Here is a 20,093-nt window from a genome sequence, read left to right as displayed (position 1 = left end):
CCTACCCAACATTAACCCTACCCCTAACAATCGCCGCGGTCCGTTGCCGTCTTCACCATGCTTGTCCGCGTTTTCGCGATACCTGTTCCGCATGGACATGAACCGCCGCCGTCTCATTGGAGGATCCGCCGCCGGGGTCGCCGGCGCGCTGGCGATGTCGCCCGACGCTGCGCGTGCCGCGCCCCTGACCGCCACGCTCGGGCGCGACGTCTCGCAATATGGCGTGCGTCCCGGCAGCCCCGACGACCAGACCGCAAAGCTGCAGCGCGCGATCGACGAGGCCGCCCGCGCGCAAGTGCCGCTGGCGCTGCCGCCAGGGGTCTATCGCACCGGCTTGCTTCGCCTGCAAAGCGGTACGCAACTGGTTGGCGTGCGGGGCGCAACGAAGCTGGTCTTCAGTGGTGGGGCTTCAATGCTGCAGAGCGAAGGCGGCAACAGCATCGGCCTGACCGGCATCAGTCTCGACGGCGGCAAAATTCCGCTGCCCGAGCGGCGCGGACTGGTACATTGCCTCGGCGGACGCGATGTCCGCATCGTCGACTGCGAACTATCGGATAGCGGCGGCAACGGCATCTGGCTGGAGCAGGTTTCGGGCGACGTCTCCGGCAACATCTTTACCAGGATCGCGACCACCGCCGTCGTTTCCTTCGACGCAAAGGGCCTGATCGTCTCGCGCAACACCATCAGTGGCACCAACGACAACGGCATCGAGATCCTGCGCACCTCGATCGGCGACGACGGCACGCTCGTCCTCGACAACCGCATCGAGGACATCAAGGCCGGCCCCGGCGGCTCCGGGCAATACGGCAACGCCATCAACGCGTTTCGCGCCGGCAATGTGATCGTGCGCGGCAATCGGATCAAGAATTGCGACTACTCCGCGGTGCGCGGCAATTCGGCATCGAACATCCACATCACCGACAACAGCGTCAGCAATGTCCGCGAGGTCGCGCTCTATTCGGAGTTCGCCTTCGAGGCCGCCGTGATCGCCAACAATACGGTGGACGGGGCCGCGGTCGGCGTCTCCGTGTGCAACTTCAACGAGGGCGGGCGCATCGCCGTCGTCCAGGGCAACATCATTCGCAATCTCCTGCCAAAACGGCCGATCGGCACCGCGCCGGACGACGACGCCGGGATCGGCATCTATGTCGAGGCGGACTCATCGGTGACCGGCAACGTGGTCGAAAACGCCCCCTCGTTCGGGATCATCGCCGGCTGGGGCAAATATCTCCGCGACGTCGCCATCACGGGCAACGTCATCCGCAACGCCTTCGTCGGCGTCGGGGTCTCGGTGCTGCCGGGCGCCGGCACGGCGCTGGTCAACAACAACATGATTTCAGGAACCCCGCGCGGCGCCGTGGTCGGCCTCGATCACGCCCGCACCATCACGACCGATCTGTCGGCCGAAGGCGCGCAGCGTTACGCGCAGGTGGTGGTCGGCGGCAATGCGGTGCGGCGGTAGCACGCGCCGAGTTACAGCGCGTTGCGCAGCAGCGGATACCGATCCTTCATGGCGTCGAGATCGAGCGCGGGGAACTGCATTTCATCGAGCCCCAGCCCATCCGGCGCGGAACGTGCCTCGTCCGCGGCCACGAGCTGGCTTTCCAGTGCGACCAGGACGTCGGCGGGCACCTCGCGGAACGGCGTCGCCGCGATCACGGGCGCCGCGACGACAGGCGGTGTGACAACAGGCGTTGCGGCGACCGCGGCCGCGACGACGGCAGGCGCCGGTTTCGGCTTAAGCTGCACAATCGGCTGATGAAGTCCCTGATCGCGCGGCAGCGGTGTCAACGGCAGCGGGGTGGTTCGGCGGCGGCCGAGCCAGGTCAGGTCGATCGCCGTGTTGTCGAGCGCGGCTTCGCGGCTCAGCAGATCGCGCCAGGTTTCCACGGCAACCTTGGCTTCCTGGATGTTTTCGAGAAATTCGCGCTCGCTGTGATATCGGCGCCAGCGCCCGCTCTCAAACAGTTCGGTGAGGTGTTCCAACCGTCGCTCGGCCAGGTTGCACCAGCGCGCAACGATGTTGCGGCCGCGCGCGACGTCTGCAGGGTGTGCCATAAATTAGCCCGTAAGAGAGAGACGGACGCAGACGCAACCAGCGACGAATCAGTTTGGAGAGTACTGGGATATTCTGTGGAAAACTTTTTCGTTGTCTAGTGCGCGAAAACTACGGAAGCACGGAACAACAAAAGGTGCCCGCACAATTACGGGTATTGGCACAGCTATCCACATTCGAAGGGTGTGCGGCATGATCGCGTCACGCACCATGCGTTGTCTACACCGATAAACGCACGATAAAATTGTACGCCGCATCGGCGACGGAAAGCGAGGCGGAGTGTTCACGCGCGTTGCGCGCGACCACACGTTCGGTATTCGTTGGGAAAATGAAAGACCCGTCCGGGGGGACAACCGGACGGGTCAAGCCATATGGGCGCTTGGGGTGGATGGGCGCTCGCGCCTAATATAGCCGATGGGGAGGGATTACCGCTCCCACATCAATAAGTCGCAGCCCCATCGCCGAACGTTCAAAGCGGCCGGCGATTTTTTTACCCTATGATCCGGAGCCATTACCGGAAAATGACCGCGCAGCAGGCTATTTCGCAGCGTTTGCCGCCGATTTTTCCGCTGCCATCGATGGCGGAGAGTCATTCAGCGCCCGGCTCACGGAAGCGTTATCCGCGGACGGATCGAGCGCCGGCGTCTTTTCTCCCGCAGGCTTGCCGGTCGAGGCCAGCGGAACCGCCAGCGCTGCGGCTGCGGCGGTAACCGCGGCAAAGGCGTCGGCCTCCCCTGCGCCAAACTGATCGTCACGACCAGGCACACCGAGATCGCGGGCGGTCTTCGTCAGGATTGCGCGAACATCGGACGGCTTCAATGCCGGATTACGCTCCAGCATCAGCGCCGCGACGCCGCTGACATAGGCGGCCGAGAACGAGGTGCCCGATGTGATCTGATATTTTTCGTCCGGCGCGGGCAGGAAGATATCCGCGCCGGGTGCGGCGACCGCGATGTGGCTGCCCCGGTTCGAGGCCGAAAAAAGTCTTTCCTGCGCATCGGTTCCGCTTACCGCGATCACATTCGGATAGGCGGCGGGATAGAGCGGCGGCGATTTCGCCCCGGCATTGCCGGCCGCAGCCACCATCAGGATGCCACGGGCAGCGGTCGCCGCGATGCCGCGCTCGATCAGCGGGTCCTTCGGACCGGCAAAGCTCATATTGATGATCTGTGCGCCGTGCTCGGCGACGTAGTTCAATCCTCTCAGGATCACATAGGACGTGCTCTCCGGGCCCTTCGATCCCTTGCCGAAGGCGCGGATCGCGAGCAGCCGCGCCTCCGGCGCGCTACCCATCAACCTGCCGTGCGCCACGATCGCGCCGGCAATCCCGGTTCCATGGATATGCGGACCTTCGCTGCTGCCGAGCGCGTCGAAACTGTCGGCGACGGAATTGGCGAGTTCGGGATGTCTGGCATCGATCCCGGAATCGATCACCGCGATCGTCACGTTCATGCCGCGGACGAACGCATGCGCCTGCGGCAGCCTGAGCTGGGCGACGGCATATTGCGCGGCATCGCCCTCCATCGCGGGTTTCTTCGTCTGCTGCAGGAAGTGAAGGAGATTGAGCTGTACCGAACGCACGCTGCCGTCGGCGGCGAGTTCGCGGCGCACCACGTCCACCGGCCTCCGGTCGACGATGCGGAACAGGCCGATGGTGCCGCCGATCAGCGGAAAATTTTGCGAGGCGATGCGCTCCAGGCCGTGACGCCGTGCCAGTTCATCAGCCTCGGCGGTGGACAAGGCGCCGTCGATTTCCGCAACGAGTTCGTTAGGAACGGAACGCAGATTGAACGCGGCCTGCGGACTGCCCTTTTCCGACCCGCCCTTTCCCTTCCTCGCCAGAGTCTTGCCGGAACCACCCTTGCCGCTGTCAGCCGATGTCGCCAGGCATTCGCCGTCCGCGCCGCCGCCAGCGCCCTGGCAGGTCGATCTGGAATTGGTCGGGAATCGACCCGCAGACAGTGTCGAGCGCCCACCGAGATCCGAGTGCGGCCGCGCCATGACGCCGAAGTCCGGCCGGGCTGCGATGTTCGGGGTGGTTCGTGGCGCCACCGGATTGATGGTGGGCACCCGGGAGCCGACATTGAGATTGGGCGTGCGCATCACGCTTTGCGCACGGCCCTCCGAGGCGACGAAAGCGATCAGTGGCACAAGCGACGCCGAAAGGATCAATGCCGTGCGGCGCACCTTCGTCAGCCAGTTAAGGCCATCGTGAACCATGGACTTCGGCCCTCCCGGGACGCCGGTCGCGCGCCTTAAGGCGTGGCCACCGCGAGGCTGACAATCTTCTCGCGCCCCAGCCTGGCGAGCAGGTTGGCCGCCTCGTCCTTGCTCAGGGCCCGGTTGCCGAACTGCAGGCGGAACATGCCGCCCTTGGCGCCGTCGACGATCGAGGCCTGGTAAGTATCGAGCAACGCCGTGATGTCGGAAATACGCGCTTCCGGCGCAAACCGCACCAGCGCACGCGTCGGCGCGGCACTGCCACCGAGATCGCGGGTAATAGGCCCGGACGATGGCTCGTTCAGGCTCAGCGAAGCGGTCTCGAACGAAGCGTTCTGGTTCTTCATCAGCACAGCGCCGATCACGCCGGCCTGCAGCAGCAGCGCGATGGCGCCGAGGCTCGCCGACCAGGCCAGCGTACGCGGCGACAGCCTTGCGAAAAACTCCGACACCCGGGCGGACAGACGGATCGACGCCGACGGCTTGCGCGCGGGCTCGGCGTCGATCGCGGCAAACAGCTTCTGCATGGCGCGCGCGGACGGCGCACCGAGGCTCTCGTTGAGGCTGATCGTCTCGGCATATTCCTCGCGGATGACGGCGTATTGCCGCGCCAGTGCGGGATCGCTGGAAAGAGCCTCCTCGACGCGGCGTGCATCGCGCGCGCTCAAGGTGCCGGCCGCATGGAACGGCAGCAGCATCTCGATTTCGCTGGGCTCTTCATCCAGCATTTTCTTGCTCGCCGCCATCATGGCCAACCTCGCTCTACGCCGGCTGCCTTGAGCAACTCGGCCAATTTCTTGCGCGCATAAAACAGGCGCGTCTTAACGGTGTTCTCCGGAATACCGACGATTTCGGCCACCTCTTCCACGGACTTCTCGTGGTAGTAGACGAGATCGACGATCTCCCGATGATCTGACGAAAGCGCCGTCAGGCACTTGCGCAACGTTTCACCCGTATCCTTCTTCTGCACCACCACTTCCGGATCGTCGGAAGTATCCTCGATCGCGTTCGCAGTCTCGTCGTCCAGTCCAACGTCCTTGCGGCGCCGAAGTGCCGAAAGCGCCTTGAACCGCGTAATCGCCAGGAGCCAGGTGGTAACGGCGGATCGGCCTTCGAACTTGCCGGCCTGACGCCACACATCGAGAAAAACCTCGCTGATGAGGTCTTCCGCAATCTGCTCATCCCTTACGAGCCGAAGCCCGAAACGGAACACCCTGACATGATGCCTTCCGTAAAGCACCTGCATGGCGAGCCGGTCGCCTTGGGCGATCCGAGCGATCAGAATTTCGTCTGAAGCCGCCTGTGTCGCGTTCAATGGCCGTCTCGCAAAGTAGGTCTGACGGGACGGGCCGGCGGTTCGATGTGAACGGTGAGATTCTTCACATTGCGGCAATGCCCGGACAACATATGTGATCTATCGCACAGACGGACACAGCCGAGCCACTTTCCCGACGAAGATGAGCTGAAATCCCGAGTTGGTACCATAATAGGGAAACACTTTCCTAAAGACGTGCCACCCCGGAACCTTAGCAAGGCTTTGCGGGCAGGGCAGCACCCGCCTGCCAACCGGGCTTCTCACACAGAAGCAGGTCCCGCACTATCGGAAAACAGCAGATTTCCGTTGCGAAAACAGTGCAATGGCCGGGTTTTGACGCACCCGATTCGAGGTCAAAAGATACCAAACCTAAAGGCTTTATTGCCTAAAGTTTCGTCCAGCACCTTCAACAGCGACGAGACATGAGCATCGCGGCTTCATTGCTTCAGGGGCAAAGCCCCCATAGATCGGCCGCGCCGATACTGCCGCCGGACGTCTTGAAACGCCGTGTCGGCCAGCGCCGCCACATGCTCGGTGTCGAGGCCGTCAGCTACGCATTGATCACTTTCGTGCTGCTGGCCTACTGCTACGCAGGCACCATCCCGCTGATCATCCCGGCGGCATATTTCATTTTCGGCGTCGGGCTGGTCGGTATCTTTGTCGTCATGTCGGAAGCCGGCTTCAACGACCGCTTCCGCGACCATTACCTGACAAGTTTCCAGATAGCCGGCCACGTCGCCCTCCAGCTCTGTTTCCTGCTCGCCGAGCCGGGAATCGGATTTGTCTTCCTGAGTGTGGTGTTCCTGATCTTCGGATTCGGCGGGCTACGAATGACGTCGCGGCAGGCGATCGTGTCCTGGACGCTCACCATAATTGGCCTGGCACCAATCTTCCTGTTTGCCAGCACACCGATCGGCCTGCCGATCACCACCCAGACCGAACGCGTCGCAGCCATGCTTTCGTTCGTCCTTACGATCGGACAGTGCGCCTTCGTGGGACTGTACGGCAGCTCCATGCGCAAGATGCTCTACGACCGCAGCTTCGAACTGAAGGCGGCGTACAAGCGGATAGAGGAGTTGGCCGAACTCGACGAATTGACGGGCGCGTCCAACCGGCGCTGCATCATGCGGATGCTGGAGGAAGAGATTGCGCGGGCCGCCCGCACCGGGTCGCCCTGCTCCATCGCGCTGATCGACCTCGACTGGTTCAAGCGCATCAACGACGCCTACGGCCATCCGACCGGCGACGAGGTGCTGCGGACATTCTCGATCACCATGTTCGCCAACATCCGCAGCGTCGACCGGTTCGGCCGCTATGGCGGCGAGGAATTTCTGCTGGTGCTGCCCGACATGGACGCCGACCAGGCCATGCGCGCGCTCGATCGGCTGCGCGCGATCATCGCCGATCTCGACTGGAGCGCGTTCTCGACCGGTATGAGGGTGACGATGTCAGCGGGCGTTGCAACATTGAAACCGAACGAGAGCTCAGACCTATTTCTCGCGCGCGCCGATAGCGCACTTTATGCAGCCAAGGCACAGGGACGCAACCGCATCAACTGCGCCTGATCCGATATATTTCAGCTCCGACGGCGGAGAAACCGCCGCCGATTTTGTTCCAGGACAGAGTCATGATTTCCAGATCCGCCAAGTCTGCCTCCCCCGCAACCCTGCTCGACGAGTTGCAGTCCACGCTTGCGCACGGCACCGTCGCGCGCCGGGTGGAGACCCTGCGCCGGGTAACCGACCTCTTCATCAACGGCGCAGGCGACTATTCGAACGAACAGGTCGGGGTGTTCGACGACGTCTTCCAGTTCATGATCGATCACATCGAAACCTCGGCCAGGATGCTGCTCTCCAATCGCCTGGCTCCGATCGACACCGCGCCGCCGCTCACCATCCGGGCGCTGGCCTTCGATGACGTCATCGAAGTGGCCGGCCCGGTGCTGTCGCAATCGACGCGGCTCGACGACAAGACCCTGATCGAAAATGCGCGCAGCAAGAGCCAGGCGCATCTGATGGCGATTTCGACCCGAAAGGTCCTGAGCGGCGCGGTGACCGACGTGCTGGTCCAGCGCGGCAACGACGAGGTGGTGCAGTCGACCGTGAACAATCCGGGCGCTGAATTCACCGAGAACGGTTTCACCCGTCTCGTCGACCGCGCCGAAGGCGACGACGATCTCGCCGCCAGCATCGGCCTCCGCCCGTCCATGCCACGCCACCTCTACTTGAGGCTTCTGGCCAAAGCCTCGAACACGGTGCGCCAGCGGCTGGAAGCCGCCAACCCGCAGCAAGCGGCCGCGGTGCCGAACGTGGTCAAGGAGGCGACGCGCCGCGCGCGTTCGGCGACCTCGACGATCACCAAGAATACCGAGATTGCGCACGCTCTGATCAAGTCGCTGCATGAGGACGGGAGGCTCGACGAACCCGAACTGGCGTCGTTCGCCGCAGCAGGGAAATTCGACGAGGCCAACGCCTCGATCGCCGCACTGGCCAACGTGCCGGTGGCGATCGCCGAGAACATGATGATCGAGAGCCGGACCGAAGGCGTGATGATCTTGGCGAAGGTCGCTGGGCTGTCGTGGCCGACGGTCAGGACCATCATCAAGATGCGAGACAAGCTGTCGGGCGCGGAAGAACCCACCGACCTATCCGCCTGCCAGGACACCTACGAGCGGCTGCGGCCTTCGACGGCCCATCAGGTGCTGCGGTTCCATCGCATGCAGCAGAACGCGCCCGGCACGCCGGTACCTAGTATCTGAGCAGCTTCGCTCCCGCGAGCGCGCCGACCGCACTCACGAGCGCGGTCGCGATCGTGTACCAGAACGCCACGAACAACGGCGAATCGTCCGTGCAGTGCGAGGCGTAGAGCGTCGCCGCCAGTCCCGCCGACAACATTCCCGCGACGGCGCCGGCGACCGCCGGCCGCGCCGGCGCACCACGGCGCAGCCCGATCAGCGCGCCGGCCAGTAGCGGCAGCGACAGCAGCGGGATCGCGGCCATGCAAACCCATGAATTCTTGCCGACCAGCCGCGTCATCATCGGCAGGCGCTGCGGCATCATCATCTCGCCGCCGATCGCTGCGGTCAAAATCCCGACCGGCGCCAGCAAGAGCCAGCCGAATCCGCGCAGCGAGGCCTCGGGCCGCGACAGATGCAGGCTGACGGCGATCGCCGCAATCGCCAGCGCCAGCGTCACCGCGAATTTCAGGTCGAAGAACGGGTTGCGCATCGCGACCATCACGTCGGGCCGGATGCCGAGCTCGGTGAAGAACATCAACAGCGACACCGGCGCCGCGGCCAGCAGCGCCAGCATCAGCGCAAAGCCGACCGGCCGCGTCCGGTGCGGGTTGTCGGCTGCCAGCGTTCGAATGAGTTGATCGGTATCCATCTCACCGTTCCCGTAGCTTCGCCGTCAGGCTGGCAAGCCCGCGGTGCAGCGCCACCCGCACCGCACCCTCGCTCATGGAAAATTTCGCGGCCGTATCCTTGATCGACGCGCTTTCGACCGCGATCGATTGCAGCACGTCGCGCTGCCGCGCCGGCAACGTCTGAAGCTGGGCGGCGACCTCGCTTGCCGGGGCGATCTCGGCCGGCACTTCGCCCGGCAGCTTCTCGGCGAAATCGTCGATGTCCACGAAGACGCGCCGGCCGCGGCGGCGCAACGCGTCGATCAGCTTGTTGCGGGCGATCGCAAACAGCCACGGGGCAAACGGGGCACTGACGTCCCAGGTGTGCCGCTTCAGATGGACCGCCAGCAAAATATCCTGCACAATATCCTCGGACTGATCGACCGGTTGCCCGGCTCGCGCCAGGCCGCGACGCGCCGCGGCGCGGAGCACCGGCGTGACGGCCTTGAGCAGGCGATGATACGCCGCACTGTCGCCTGCAATGGCCGACCGCATCAGGTCGGTCCATTCGTCATTCCGTTCGCGCACAGCGCTCCTACCCCTGAAGTTCGGCCGGCCCTTTAAATTGTTACACTATCGTCAACTGATCACGAATTCGTGATGAAGTCGTCGGTGCCAGTCGCGGACGGCTTCGTTTCGAAGAGGAATCGAAACGGCCGATTGTACAGATGGCAGGCTCATAACATCGATTCCGCGGGCTCGCATCCCTACTCCGGAACCCACACCCGGCGCGAACGAGATTGCCTCGGTTTTGCCCGCTGCTACCCGAAGATTCCCTTTTTCTGCCGCGCTGTGGACATCGGCAGGGTCTCATTTCGGCACTGGGCAGTGGCTAAGGGGAGATTTAACATGACGGTCAAAGCCAGCGCGGCCTTGATTTTTGCGGCAGGGCTTTTGATGAGCTTTGCCGGACCATTGTCCGCGGCAGCGGCCGATGGGGTCGCCAACGCGCAGATGACGGCAGCCGACGCGCCGCCCGACAGCGCGAGGAGCATGTCGGCGGCCACGTCCGAAAAAGCCAATACCGCCCTGCAGGCCACCGCTGACAAGTCGACTGAGACCGAGACGCCGGCCGAGCCCGGCGCGGTTGCCGCCGACCAGCCCAACACCTTCGACCGCTCATTGACCCCTACCGAACAGCCGGTTACGGCGACCACGCAGGGGGTTGTTCTGGCCTCGACCTCCAGAGCGTCGCCGGATGCCCAGGCGGCGAGCAACGACAGTTCGACGCTGGACAAGACGTCCATGATCGGAAAGATATTTATCGCCATCGGCGCATTGCTCACCGTGGCATCGGCCGCGCGCATGTTCATGGCCTAGCAACGATTTCCGGACGTGGGCATGCCCCGTCCGGCCCCACTTGATGCCCACCCCGGCAGCGGGCACATTGCCTGCCAAATCGTAGCGCGGGGTGGATCATGGCGACGTTCGAACACATCATTGTCGAGAGCAAAGGCGCGGTCGGCATCATCACGCTGAATCGGCCGAAAATGCTCAATGCGCTGTCTTTCGGCGTGTTTCGCGAAATCGCGGCGGCCGTCGATGGCCTCGAGGCCGACGACAATATCGGCTGCATCCTGATCACCGGCAGTGAGAAGGCGTTCGCCGCCGGCGCCGATATCAAGGAGATGCGGCCGAAGAGCTTCATCGACATGTTCGCAAGCGATTTTGCCGCGATCGGCGGCGGCCGCGTTGCGACCTGCCGCAAGCCCACCATCGCCGCCGTCAGCGGCTATGCGCTCGGCGGCGGCTGCGAGCTTGCCATGATGTGCGACATCATCATCGCCTCCGACACTGCCAAATTCGGCCAGCCGGAAATCACGCTCGGCACCATCCCGGGCATCGGCGGCACGCAGCGGTTGACGCGCGCGATCGGCAAATCCAAGGCGATGGATCTTTGCCTCACCGGCCGGATGATGGATGCGGCGGAAGCCGAACGGTCCGGCCTCGTGAGCCGCGTCGTGCCGGCGGACAGGCTGATGGAAGAGTCGATGGCGGCGGCGGAAAAGATCGCCTCGATGTCGCGTCCCGCGGCGGCCATGGCCAAGGAAGCCATCAACCGCGCGTTCGAAACACCGCTGTCGGAAGGCATGAATGTCGAGCGCAATCTGTTCCACTCGACCTTCGCGCTGGAAGACCGCGCCGAGGGCATGGCGGCGTTCATCGAGAAGCGAAAGCCAGTGAACAAGAACAGGTAGCCGACCCCCGCTCCCTCCCCACGTCGTCCCTGCGAACGCAGGGACCCATACGCCGCGGCGGTCATGTTGAAGCGACGGTGGAGGATATATCGCGATACACAACCACGCCCGGTCGTTATGGGTCCCTGCGTTCGCAGGGACGACCAGAGACTATTTTCCGCCACTCCGCGCCAACGCCGCATTGACCAGCGCGCGATAGGCGCGTTCGGCAAACGTTGTCGGCGTGTCGAGACCCAGCCGCGCCAGGCATTCGAGATTCGCGCCGTCCGGCGGCTGCGTCATGCCCTGCCACAGCAAGCCGGGCAAATTGAGCGGCGTGCGCTGCGCTTCGCGCAAAAGCTGCAGCGCCGGGATCAGCCGCTGCTCGACGGCGTCGAAGTCGCTGCCGAACGGAAATATGGGCAGCAGCCCGGCCTCGCGCGCGGGCTTCAAGGCCATTGCAATCCGCTCCGGATAGTTCTCGCGATGGCTGCGCGGAATATCAAAACCCTTCGGCAGCTTGCCGGCATCCTTGGCGACCTTGGCCAGTTCATCCTGGAAGCGGGAATCCGTGATCGCCAGCATCGCAGCGATGGTCTCGGCGTCCGATTTACCCCTGACGTCGGCAACGCCGTATTCGGTAATGAACGCATCGCGCAGGTGCCGCGGAATGGTCTGGTGGCCGTAGTTCCAGCGCATGTTGGAGAGCGTCTTGCGGCCCGCCTGCCGTGTCGATTCCAGCGCGAGGATCGAGCGCGCGCCTTCAAGCTCGAACGCCTGGGCAACGAAATTGTACTGGCCGCCGACGCCGCTGATGACCTGGCCGTCCTCAAGCCCGTCAGAAACGGCGGCCCCCATCAGCGTCGCCATCATCGCGGTGTTGACAAAGCGCGCATCGAGGCGGGCGTGACGCTTGGCATGCTCGTCGCCATAGAGCTGGTTGGTAAAGGAGACCGGCATCATCTGGATGCGCGCGAGTTGCTCGGCCGGCATCTCGCGCAGCGCGCGGTAGAACGATTTGGGCCCAAGGAAGAACGCGCCGTGCAGCGTCGCACCATCGACCTCGCGCTTGAGAATGCCGGCGTCGATCAGGCCGAGAAATGCCTCGATCAGCATTTCGCTGACCCCATAAAGCCCTTTCGAAAACGGCCCGCCCTCAGCGGGCTCTGTTCCCGGCGCAAGCCGCTTCATGATGGCGTGGAACTGCGCGTTGTCGCGGTGACGAACGATCAAGCCCTGCGCCAGCGCATCGCCGACCTGCCCGATGCCGATCTGCAAGGTGCCGCCGTCAGGCACCAGGCTGGCCGCATGAAGTCCGATCGCGTATTTGGTGTCGCTCACGGGCTCGGCCGGCGGTGCGAAAAGCGGGAAGTCGGTCGCAGGACTATCGAGCACCGCCGAAAACTCATCCGCCGGCAGATCGCCGGCGCCCGGCATGAAGGGCAGTTCGGAATTGACCTGGCCGATCAGCCTGAACGATGCCCGGCCCTCGCGCCGTGCGCGCAGGATGTCGAGCGAGGTGTCGGTGTTGCAGCTCAGGCTGTAACGCGTCTCGCCATCCACGACACGTTTCGCGACCAGTTGGGTGACCACGTTCAGCCCGCGCGACAGCAGGTAGGCCGAGGCATGGGTATAGTTCGCGGAGATGTAATGCTGCTGCGCAGGCGGCACGCGCAGCCATTTACCGGCGAGAAAGAAGAACTCGATCACCTCGACGTTGGGCGGCAACTTGCCGGCATGCAGCGCGCCGGCATAGGCAAGATCCGGATAGCCGCCGAACAGGCGGTCGATCACCGGGCCGATAAAGCGCCGTTCGAGCAAACTTGACGGCCGGGGCTTTTCCAGCGTCAGCGCCGAGAACAAGGTGAGCTTGATCGATGGTTCGGCAGCGGCGCGTGCGTACAGCGCGTTGACGACATGATTAGCCTTGCCGAGACCGAGCGGCAGGCCCACCACGAGGTTGGTTCCAACATCGCGGATGATATCCTCCGCGATCGCTTCGGGATCGGAAAACAGCTTTGGCATCAGTTGCGGACCCGGGGCAAACCTGGAGAGCCAACCGCCCCGAATCGGACGCCAGCCAGTGAAGCGTAGCGCATGTTACCGTTGAAATTCGCCTGTGACGAACCCGCAACAGCCAAGCGCTGAATTCACTGAATCAGTGTACTGATGTCGCGCGGCAGTTTGCCTGTAGCGGCGACGCCGCCTAAACAGCTAGACGAGCCGAGGATGTCGGCGGGGCGGGCAAACCATACATGATCTGGAACGACGGGTGACCGGCGTTCCCTGAAGGTCATGTTCAAACAAGCAGATAGAGTGCGATGGCTCGAAGCAGGGTTATCACGTTCTTGTGTTGGCTACGGGATCAAATGGCTAGGCGTGCCGCGAGGGTTGGCCTCGTTAAATGGCGGTTGCTTCGATCGGGCGTTTGCCTTGCAGCGGCGTACTTTGCGTTGGCGTCACCGGCCGCACATGGCGAAAGCCTCCCCGAGGCGCTGACCAAGGCCTACCAGACCAATCCGGCGCTCAACGCCGAACGTGCTCGCCAGCGCGCCACCGACGAGAACGTGCCGCAGGCCCTTTCAGGGTATAGGCCGCAAATCATCGCGACGCTGTCCGCCGGTTTCCAGGCGGTACGGAACCTGCTCCCGGACAACACGATCCAGTCTGCGAACCTGAAACCCTGGACCGTTGGCGTGACCGTGACCCAGACGCTGTTCAACGGGTTCAGGACCGCCAACAGCGTTCGCGTTGCGGAACTGCAGGTGCAGTCCGGCCGCGAGGCGCTACGCAATGTCGGCCAGGGCGTGCTGCTCGATGCCGTCACCGTCTACACCAATGTGCTCGCCAACCAGTCTCTGGTCGAAGCGCAGCGCGCCAACGTCGCCTTCCTGCAGGAAACGCTCGGCATCACCCAGAAGCGCCTCAATGCCGGCGACGTCACGCCGACCGATACCGCGCAGGCCGAGGCGCGCCTCGCCCGCGGCCGCGCCGATCTGAACGCCGCCGAGGTAAACCTTGCGGTCAGCCAGGCGACCTATACCCAGGTGATCGGCAACGCACCCACCCTGCTCCGCCCCGCGGATACCGTGGACCGCCTGGCGCCGCGCAGCCGCGATGACGCCACCGGGCTTGCCTTCCGCCAGCATCCGGCTGTCATGGCGGCGAGCTACGACTTCGATGTCGCCACCACCACGATCCGCGTCGCCGAAGGCAGCCTGTTGCCGACGATCACGCTGCAGGGCAGCGCCAGCCGCGCCCGGCAGTCGGATCCGACGCTCGGCACGTTTGGTACCGACCAGGCCTCGGTGACCACCCAGTTGAACCAGCCGATCTATGATGGCGGCCTGGCCGCCTCACAGACCCGACAGGCCAAGGAAATCGCCAGCCAGAGCCGGCTGGTGCTCGACCAGTACCGCAACCAGGCCCGCACCGCGGCGGTCGGTGCCTGGGTCGCCAATGAAGGCGCCAAGGTTGCGGTCACTGCGTCCGAGGCCGAGGTCCGCGCCGCCACCGTTGCCCTGCAGGGCGTACAGCGGGAGGCTGCCGGCGGCCAGCGCACCACCGTCGACGTGCTGAACGCGCAGCAGGATTTGATACTGGCCAAGGCCCGGCTGATCGGCGCGCAGCGCGATCGCGTGATCGCGTCGTACACCCTGCTCAGCGCGATCGGCCGGCTCGACGTCAAGAACCTCGGCCTCAACACGCCGGATTATCTGCCGGAGGTGCACTATCACCAGGTGCGCGATGCCTGGCACGGCCTGCGGACGCCGTCAGGGCAGTAAACGGCACGCGTCATTCCGGGGCGATGCGAAGCATCGAACCCGGAATCCATCGTGACGGCACGTTATGCCGGTAGATGGATTCCGGGTCTGGTCCTTCGGACCATCCCGGAATGACGGCAAGCGTGTTAACCGGACACTGATCATGACGGGTGTATTCTGTCGCCAAGCAATCTTGCTTGCCTCATGCAGTTTCCGTTTCCGCCCCCGTTTCGATCGATTTTACGAGGCCCCGTGGTGACGAAACTTCTGCGCTGGTCGGGCAACGGCCTGCTGGTCTTGCTGCTGGCCTTGATCCTCGTGATCGCCTCGTTCCGCATCGCCGCGTCGATACGCGAAACCGCCACACGCCCCCAACTGGCGCCGCGCACCGGCCAGCTGGTGCCGACGCGCTCCGGCGGCGTGTTCGTGCAGGAGAAGGGTCCGGCGGATGGCGTTCCCGTGGTGCTGTTTCACGGCACGGCGGCGTGGAGCGAACTGTGGCGGCACACCAGCGACGCACTCGCAGCGGCCGGATTTCATGTCATCGCGCTCGATCTACCGCCGTTTGGATTTTCCGACCGCCCCGGCCGTTACACCCGACAGGATCAGGCGGACCGGATCAGCGATGTGCTGGGCGCGCTGAAGGCGCCGCCCGCCATCATCGTCGGTCATTCCTTCGGCGCCGGTGCGGCGACTGAACTCGCGATGCGCTATCCGGACCGGGCGCGCGCGCTGGTGCTGGTCGACGCGGCGCTCGGATTGATGGCCGCGCCATCGGACGCACCCTGGGTGATCCGGCCGCAATGGATCCGCGAAATTCTGGTGTCGCTGACCATCACCAATCCGGTGGCGACAGAACCACTGCTCAAATCGATGATCGCGAAGAAGGAGCGCGCGCTGCCGGAGTATGTCGCAATCCTGCAACGGCCGCTGACGCAGCGCGACAGCACGAGCGACATCGCCGACTGGCTGTATTATTTTCTCGGCGCCGACACGGGTGCGACGAGCGCGGACCGTACCGCCTATGCGAAGCTGCAAATCCCCGTCGCCATCCTGTGGGGCGACAAGGACACGATCACGCCCGTTGAGCAGGCCCTTGACCTGCGGTCACTGCTGCCACCGCAAACCAACCTGACCCTGCTGCCCGGACTTGGCCACATTCCGCAGATCGAAGACCCCGCCATGTTCAACGACGCCCTGCTCAAGACCCTCGGAAAACTTTAAAATAGCCCGAGATTCGACATGCCCCGAAGATCGCCGCCGGAGACATCATGGACATCATCAGACTATGCGCCTGGGGCTATGCCGCCCTGCTCGGCTTCGTGATCCTCACCGGCTATATCCCGGCTTTCATCGACGCCAACGACATGATCTTCGGCCTGTTCCGCCGCACCTGGTACGCCGACGGGCTGCATCTGGTTTCGGCGCTGTGGGCGGCAGCCGCGGCGATCACCTCGCGCCGCGCCTCGGAATTGTTCTTCCGACTGTTCGGTGCGTTCTACTTTGCCGATGGCGTGCTCGGCCTGCTGACCGGCAGCGGCTATCTCGATTTCGGCATCTTGATCAACGGCGTCCTCGATTTGCCGCTCGCGACGCGGTTCTTCGCCAATGCGCCGCATCTCGGCCTCGGCGGCGTGGCGATCCTGATCGGCTATGGGCTGGCGCCGCGGACGCGGTCGGTTGCGCATGCTTAAGTGGTTACGCCGCTTCCTGGCTGTCATCGCGATCCTGATCGCGCTGACGGTGTTTTTGCCGCTCGTCTACATTGAGGGCACGTGCCGCCCCTCCTCCGCCGTCGCATCGACCAATGCATCGGCGGTAACCCTGCCGGCGATCGACGAGCCCGGCTACCGGCGCAAGCTGAACAATACCTTCTTCACCTTCCCCGAATGGTACATCGTCTATTCCTTCGAGGACTTCGGCCGCTTCCTCGATCGCGCCAGCGAAAGCCAGTTCGGCTATCTCGGTCACATCTTCGGGTTCTGGCGGAGTTTCTGCACCATCAACCGCGCGGTGCCCGCGACGGGTGAATCGCTGACCGAAGTGAAGACGATGATCTACATCATCGGCATCAGCTATTCCGTCGAATACGCCGTCAAGGGATTCTACGAGAACACCGTTGGTCGCGCGTTCGAGTGGATCAGGGGCGACAAGCTGACCCCGCAGGACGAGTTCGGCCGCGCCGTGCTGCAAGATTACGCCGCCTTCCTCTACACCGTCCCATGGTACAAATATCCGTTCCGCGAAAAGCTCGACGGCCTGATGGCGATCTCGGCGCCGACGCCGAGCCCGTTGCGCAGCTGGGAGCGCCATTTTGCGCTCGGCGCGGATTATTTCGTCAAGATCGGCTACGCCTCGCTGATCCAGAAGGCGCTTGATGCCGGCGGCGACAACGAGCCGCGCGATATCATGTTCGTGGTCGCAGCATCGCCCCAGGCCCTGGCCAAGGAACCGCGCATCAAACCGATCCGTGCGCTCGATGCGCAATGGCAGCTGGTGCAGGCACCGCGCTACAAGGCGTTCGGCGAAATCCTGCAGGGCCTGCTGGATCAGGGCATCAGACTTGCGGAGATCGCCGGCAATCACGACATGCTCATCACCGTGATTGCCCCCGATGCCGCGAAACTCGACATCAAGGGTACGACTGAACTGTTTTCGCTTGAGCTGGATGCCCGGCCCGGATTTCGTCGCGCGGGCCTGAAAGCGAGGGTCGGCCAACTTGTCGACATCAACCGCGACCTCAAGACCAAAGGCGCAAGCATCGAGCATTTCTATGATTACTGAGGGGCCTCAGCAGCAGAACCGGACATTGCCGCTGGGCCGCATCACCGGCGCGACTGCTCTTGTCGTCTTGGGCTGGCTTGCTGTTGTCGTTGCGCTGACTTTTGGATCCGCTCCCGGCAAATCGATGGCCGTTATCGGTCCACAGTCACAAGCGCTAGCCGCGATCACCCGAGCCAACGGCCGCATCCTTGCCTCGAACGACTACGTCACCATCGCGCGTTCCGATGACGCCGGCTTTGTCGCCCGCCTCTATGCAGCGGGCGCGCTGCTGGTCCTGGACGCCGAACAGGCCGGCGGCTGCAGCGGCCTATCACCGTCCTTGCGGGCGAAGCGCAGCAATCCATCTTTGAGCTAAGTAAGAGCTGGATTGCGTCGTCGCTTCGCTCCTGGCAATCACGATGAGGTCTACGACGCATACTTCTGATAAAACGTGTTGGTGAACAGCTCACCCGGATCATACTTCCGCTTCGCCGCGAAGAAGTCGTTGATCTGCGGGTAGGACCGCTGCAACTGATCCTTCGAATAATAGAGCTGATACGGCAGGAAAAACCTTCCCTTGTGCGCGATGGTGAGGTCGATCAGGTCCTCGGTCGCCTTCTTCATCCGCCGGTTGCCTTCATCGTCCGTGGTCTGGTTGATGTAGAGCACCAGCGAGAATGCCGGCTCCGGCGAGTAGGTCAAAAAATTGTTTTCCTGATGCACGACGCGCACCGAGGCGTTCAGCAGATTGGTCTTGTTGTCGGTCAGCACCTTGCGCATGCCGTCGACGAACGATACGAACTGGCTGCGCGGAATGAAGTATTCGTGCAGGATGTCGGTGTCGTCAGGCAGCGCGTTGCGCAGGTAAGGCACGGAATCGTGCATCGGGTCGTTGCGGTTGACGAGGCAGGCCTCCGCCGATCCGATCGCCTGTGCGCGTGTCACCGTGCAGTTTTCCATGCGGTGCTCGATGTGCTTTTCCGACAACCACTTCATCTCCTGGAACAGCGCGCCCTGCTTGGAGAGATTGACGGTCAACCGGCGCAGCTTGACGCCGGACACCTCGCCGAGCGGCTGTCGCTTGAAGTCGCTGCCGTCCACTTTGGTGTAGGTATAGAGCAGCAATTCCTTCAGGAACGAGCTCGGCGCGGTGGAGAGATGGCCGTACATCAGGCCGATATCGGCGTTCTTCTCGATCTCGCCGGCGAACAGCGCGGGGAATTCCTTGTAGTCCATCACGCGCCGGCCGGTCTGGTAGACCAGATTGTCCGCGATATCGAGTTCGGCCTCGATGATCACGCCGAACAGGCCGTAACCGCCGACCACGAGATTGAACAGGTCGGGATTCTCGGTCGCCGATACCGTCTTCAATGAGCCATCCGCCAGCATTACCTTCATCGACTTGATCGACTTGGCGAGCGCGCCGGCCTGATGGTCCATGCCGTGGGCATTAACCGAGATCGAGCCGCCGACCGTAAAGATATCGGTCGACTGCATGGCGCGGACCGCAAAGCGCGGGTGCAGCACGTTCTGGATGTCGTGCCAGGTCGCGCCCGGCTGCACCGTGACAGAACGCGCGCTCTCATTCAGCACGATCTTGTTGAAGCCGCGCATGTCGAGCACGATGCCGCCCTTGCGGAAGGCATGCCCGCCCATGCTGTGGCGCACGCCTGATGTCGTCACCGAGAGCTTGTTGTCGCGCGCAAAGGTCAGCGTCCTGGCGATATCGTCGACGCTGCGCACGTCGACCACACCATAGATTTCGGTCCTGTTGAGGCAGCTCGCATCATTGATGCTGCCGCCAAGCTGCGACCATTTCACATCCTTCAGCGGCGCGATCGCCTTGATCCGCTCCAGATCGAGCTTCGCCGGCTCGCCGCCGCCGACCGCCGGCCCGCAATCTTTTTCCCCGGTGGGATCGGCCGCCAGCGCCTGCAGCTTGCGATAGCTGTAGACCCCCAGCAGCACCACGACCACGGCGGCAACGGACACGCCGGTTTTGAATTGTTGTGAAAATTTTCGCATGAAGTGATTCCAGAGGACTACGGGATATTCCGAGCCGACGGATGATTAGTCAAATCGCAGCACCTTCCGGTTCGATAGACCGGCTGCGTCAGCGAACCGACGGGGCAATGTATCCGGAGGATGCCGCCCTTCCCGCGCCTTACTTCTACCGGCGGTCTGCCGGCCGCGCCGCGTGCGAAGCAATGCCGTCGCCAGCGAGGAACGCTCAAATCGACGGTCAACGCGACTGTCCGGACAACAGTCAGACTATTATCCAGCGCGAACGCCAATACCGACGCGACACAGTATGCTGCTGCCGCTATCGCGCCCGGCAAGCGTAGGGCGCGCGGCTGGCGCGCACCGACCCGGCGCTGATCGCCGCGATCAAG

General features: G+C 63.6%; 18 protein-coding genes. 10 read left to right on the top strand and 8 right to left on the bottom strand.

The features are described from left to right. Positions 1-91 precede the first annotated feature (91 nt). Positions 92-1,462 carry a TIGR03808 family TAT-translocated repetitive protein gene (locus QUH67_RS12185; RefSeq protein WP_300946930.1) on the top strand — a complete coding sequence of 457 codons (1,371 nt, stop codon included), beginning with the start codon at positions 92-94 and terminating at the stop codon, positions 1,460-1,462. 11 nt (positions 1,463-1,473) lie between these two features. Here the strand turns inward: QUH67_RS12185 and QUH67_RS12180 are convergent, their stop codons facing one another. From QUH67_RS12180 to QUH67_RS12165, 4 genes are all read right to left on the bottom strand, one after another. Further along, on the bottom strand, positions 1,474-2,058 hold the full coding sequence (locus QUH67_RS12180; RefSeq protein ID WP_300946929.1) for a TIGR03809 family protein: 585 nt from the start codon (positions 2,056-2,058) through the stop codon (positions 1,474-1,476). A 535-nt stretch (positions 2,059-2,593) separates the two neighbouring features. Continuing rightward, complete coding sequence (locus tag QUH67_RS12175) at positions 2,594-4,276, bottom strand: S8 family serine peptidase (protein ID WP_407080425.1); 1,683 nt, start codon at positions 4,274-4,276, stop codon at positions 2,594-2,596. A 35-nt stretch (positions 4,277-4,311) separates the two neighbouring features. Further along, a complete protein-coding gene (locus tag QUH67_RS12170) occupies positions 4,312-5,025 on the bottom strand; it encodes a hypothetical protein (protein WP_300946928.1) in 714 nt (237 codons plus the stop codon). Beyond that, the gene (locus tag QUH67_RS12165; protein WP_300946927.1) at positions 5,022-5,591 is read right to left on the bottom strand and encodes a sigma-70 family RNA polymerase sigma factor; all 570 of its coding nucleotides are present in this window, start codon (positions 5,589-5,591) and stop codon (positions 5,022-5,024) included. The genes QUH67_RS12170 and QUH67_RS12165 overlap by 4 nt, the downstream gene beginning before the upstream one ends. 422 nt (positions 5,592-6,013) lie before the next feature. On the opposite strand from QUH67_RS12165, the gene QUH67_RS12160 reads away from it, so the two are divergent. Both QUH67_RS12160 and QUH67_RS12155 read left to right on the top strand, forming a co-directional pair. After that, complete coding sequence (locus tag QUH67_RS12160) at positions 6,014-7,156, top strand: GGDEF domain-containing protein (protein ID WP_407080424.1); 1,143 nt, start codon at positions 6,014-6,016, stop codon at positions 7,154-7,156. Between the two features lie 62 nt (positions 7,157-7,218). Further along, positions 7,219-8,349, top strand: coding sequence for a DUF2336 domain-containing protein (locus tag QUH67_RS12155; RefSeq protein ID WP_300946926.1), 1,131 nt, complete (start codon positions 7,219-7,221; stop codon positions 8,347-8,349). Here QUH67_RS12155 and QUH67_RS12150 read toward each other — a convergent pair. Then, on the bottom strand, positions 8,339-8,977 hold the full coding sequence (locus QUH67_RS12150) for a DUF1109 domain-containing protein (RefSeq protein ID WP_300946925.1): 639 nt from the start codon (positions 8,975-8,977) through the stop codon (positions 8,339-8,341). The two genes, QUH67_RS12155 and QUH67_RS12150, sit on opposite strands and share 11 nt — an antisense overlap. Position 8,978: 1 nt before the next feature. Then, a complete protein-coding gene (locus QUH67_RS12145) occupies positions 8,979-9,524 on the bottom strand; it encodes a sigma-70 family RNA polymerase sigma factor (protein ID WP_300946924.1) in 546 nt (181 codons plus the stop codon). A gap of 321 nt (positions 9,525-9,845) precedes the next feature. Between QUH67_RS12145 and QUH67_RS12140 the strand changes: the two genes are divergently transcribed. Together QUH67_RS12140 and QUH67_RS12135 are read left to right on the top strand one after the other, a co-directional pair. Continuing rightward, positions 9,846-10,316, top strand: a complete 471-nt coding sequence (locus QUH67_RS12140; RefSeq protein WP_300946923.1) for a hypothetical protein — start codon at positions 9,846-9,848, stop codon at positions 10,314-10,316. Between the two features lie 98 nt (positions 10,317-10,414). Continuing rightward, positions 10,415-11,194 carry an enoyl-CoA hydratase gene (locus tag QUH67_RS12135; RefSeq protein ID WP_300946922.1) on the top strand — a complete coding sequence of 260 codons (780 nt, stop codon included), beginning with the start codon at positions 10,415-10,417 and terminating at the stop codon, positions 11,192-11,194. A 150-nt stretch (positions 11,195-11,344) separates the two neighbouring features. On the opposite strand, the gene QUH67_RS12130 is transcribed toward QUH67_RS12135, so the two are convergent. Continuing rightward, entirely contained in the window at positions 11,345-13,198 is a 1,854-nt protein-coding gene (locus QUH67_RS12130; RefSeq protein ID WP_300946921.1) for an acetyl-CoA hydrolase/transferase C-terminal domain-containing protein, read from the bottom strand. 344 nt (positions 13,199-13,542) lie between these two features. On the opposite strand from QUH67_RS12130, the gene QUH67_RS12125 reads away from it, so the two are divergent. From QUH67_RS12125 to QUH67_RS12105, 5 genes are all read left to right on the top strand, one after another. Next, on the top strand, positions 13,543-14,958 hold the full coding sequence (locus tag QUH67_RS12125; protein WP_300946920.1) for a TolC family outer membrane protein: 1,416 nt from the start codon (positions 13,543-13,545) through the stop codon (positions 14,956-14,958). Between the two features lie 234 nt (positions 14,959-15,192). Next, positions 15,193-16,161 carry an alpha/beta fold hydrolase gene (locus QUH67_RS12120; protein WP_300946919.1) on the top strand — a complete coding sequence of 323 codons (969 nt, stop codon included), beginning with the start codon at positions 15,193-15,195 and terminating at the stop codon, positions 16,159-16,161. Between the two features lie 47 nt (positions 16,162-16,208). Further along, a complete protein-coding gene (locus QUH67_RS12115) occupies positions 16,209-16,631 on the top strand; it encodes a hypothetical protein (RefSeq protein ID WP_300946918.1) in 423 nt (140 codons plus the stop codon). After that, positions 16,624-17,721, top strand: coding sequence for a hypothetical protein (locus QUH67_RS12110; RefSeq protein ID WP_300946917.1), 1,098 nt, complete (start codon positions 16,624-16,626; stop codon positions 17,719-17,721). The genes QUH67_RS12115 and QUH67_RS12110 overlap by 8 nt, the downstream gene beginning before the upstream one ends. Before the next feature lie 25 nt (positions 17,722-17,746). Continuing rightward, entirely contained in the window at positions 17,747-18,076 is a 330-nt protein-coding gene (locus QUH67_RS12105) for a hypothetical protein (RefSeq protein WP_300946916.1), read from the top strand. Between the two features lie 50 nt (positions 18,077-18,126). On the opposite strand, the gene QUH67_RS12100 is transcribed toward QUH67_RS12105, so the two are convergent. Next, entirely contained in the window at positions 18,127-19,725 is a 1,599-nt protein-coding gene (locus tag QUH67_RS12100) for an FAD-binding oxidoreductase (RefSeq protein WP_300946915.1), read from the bottom strand. Positions 19,726-20,093: the final 368 nt, after the last annotated feature.

This window comes from Bradyrhizobium roseum (genome assembly GCF_030413175.1).
GTDB lineage: Bacteria > Pseudomonadota > Alphaproteobacteria > Rhizobiales > Xanthobacteraceae > Bradyrhizobium > Bradyrhizobium roseum.
The sequence above is the reverse complement of the archived record's forward strand: the minus strand, read 5'-3'. Positions and strand labels throughout refer to the sequence as shown.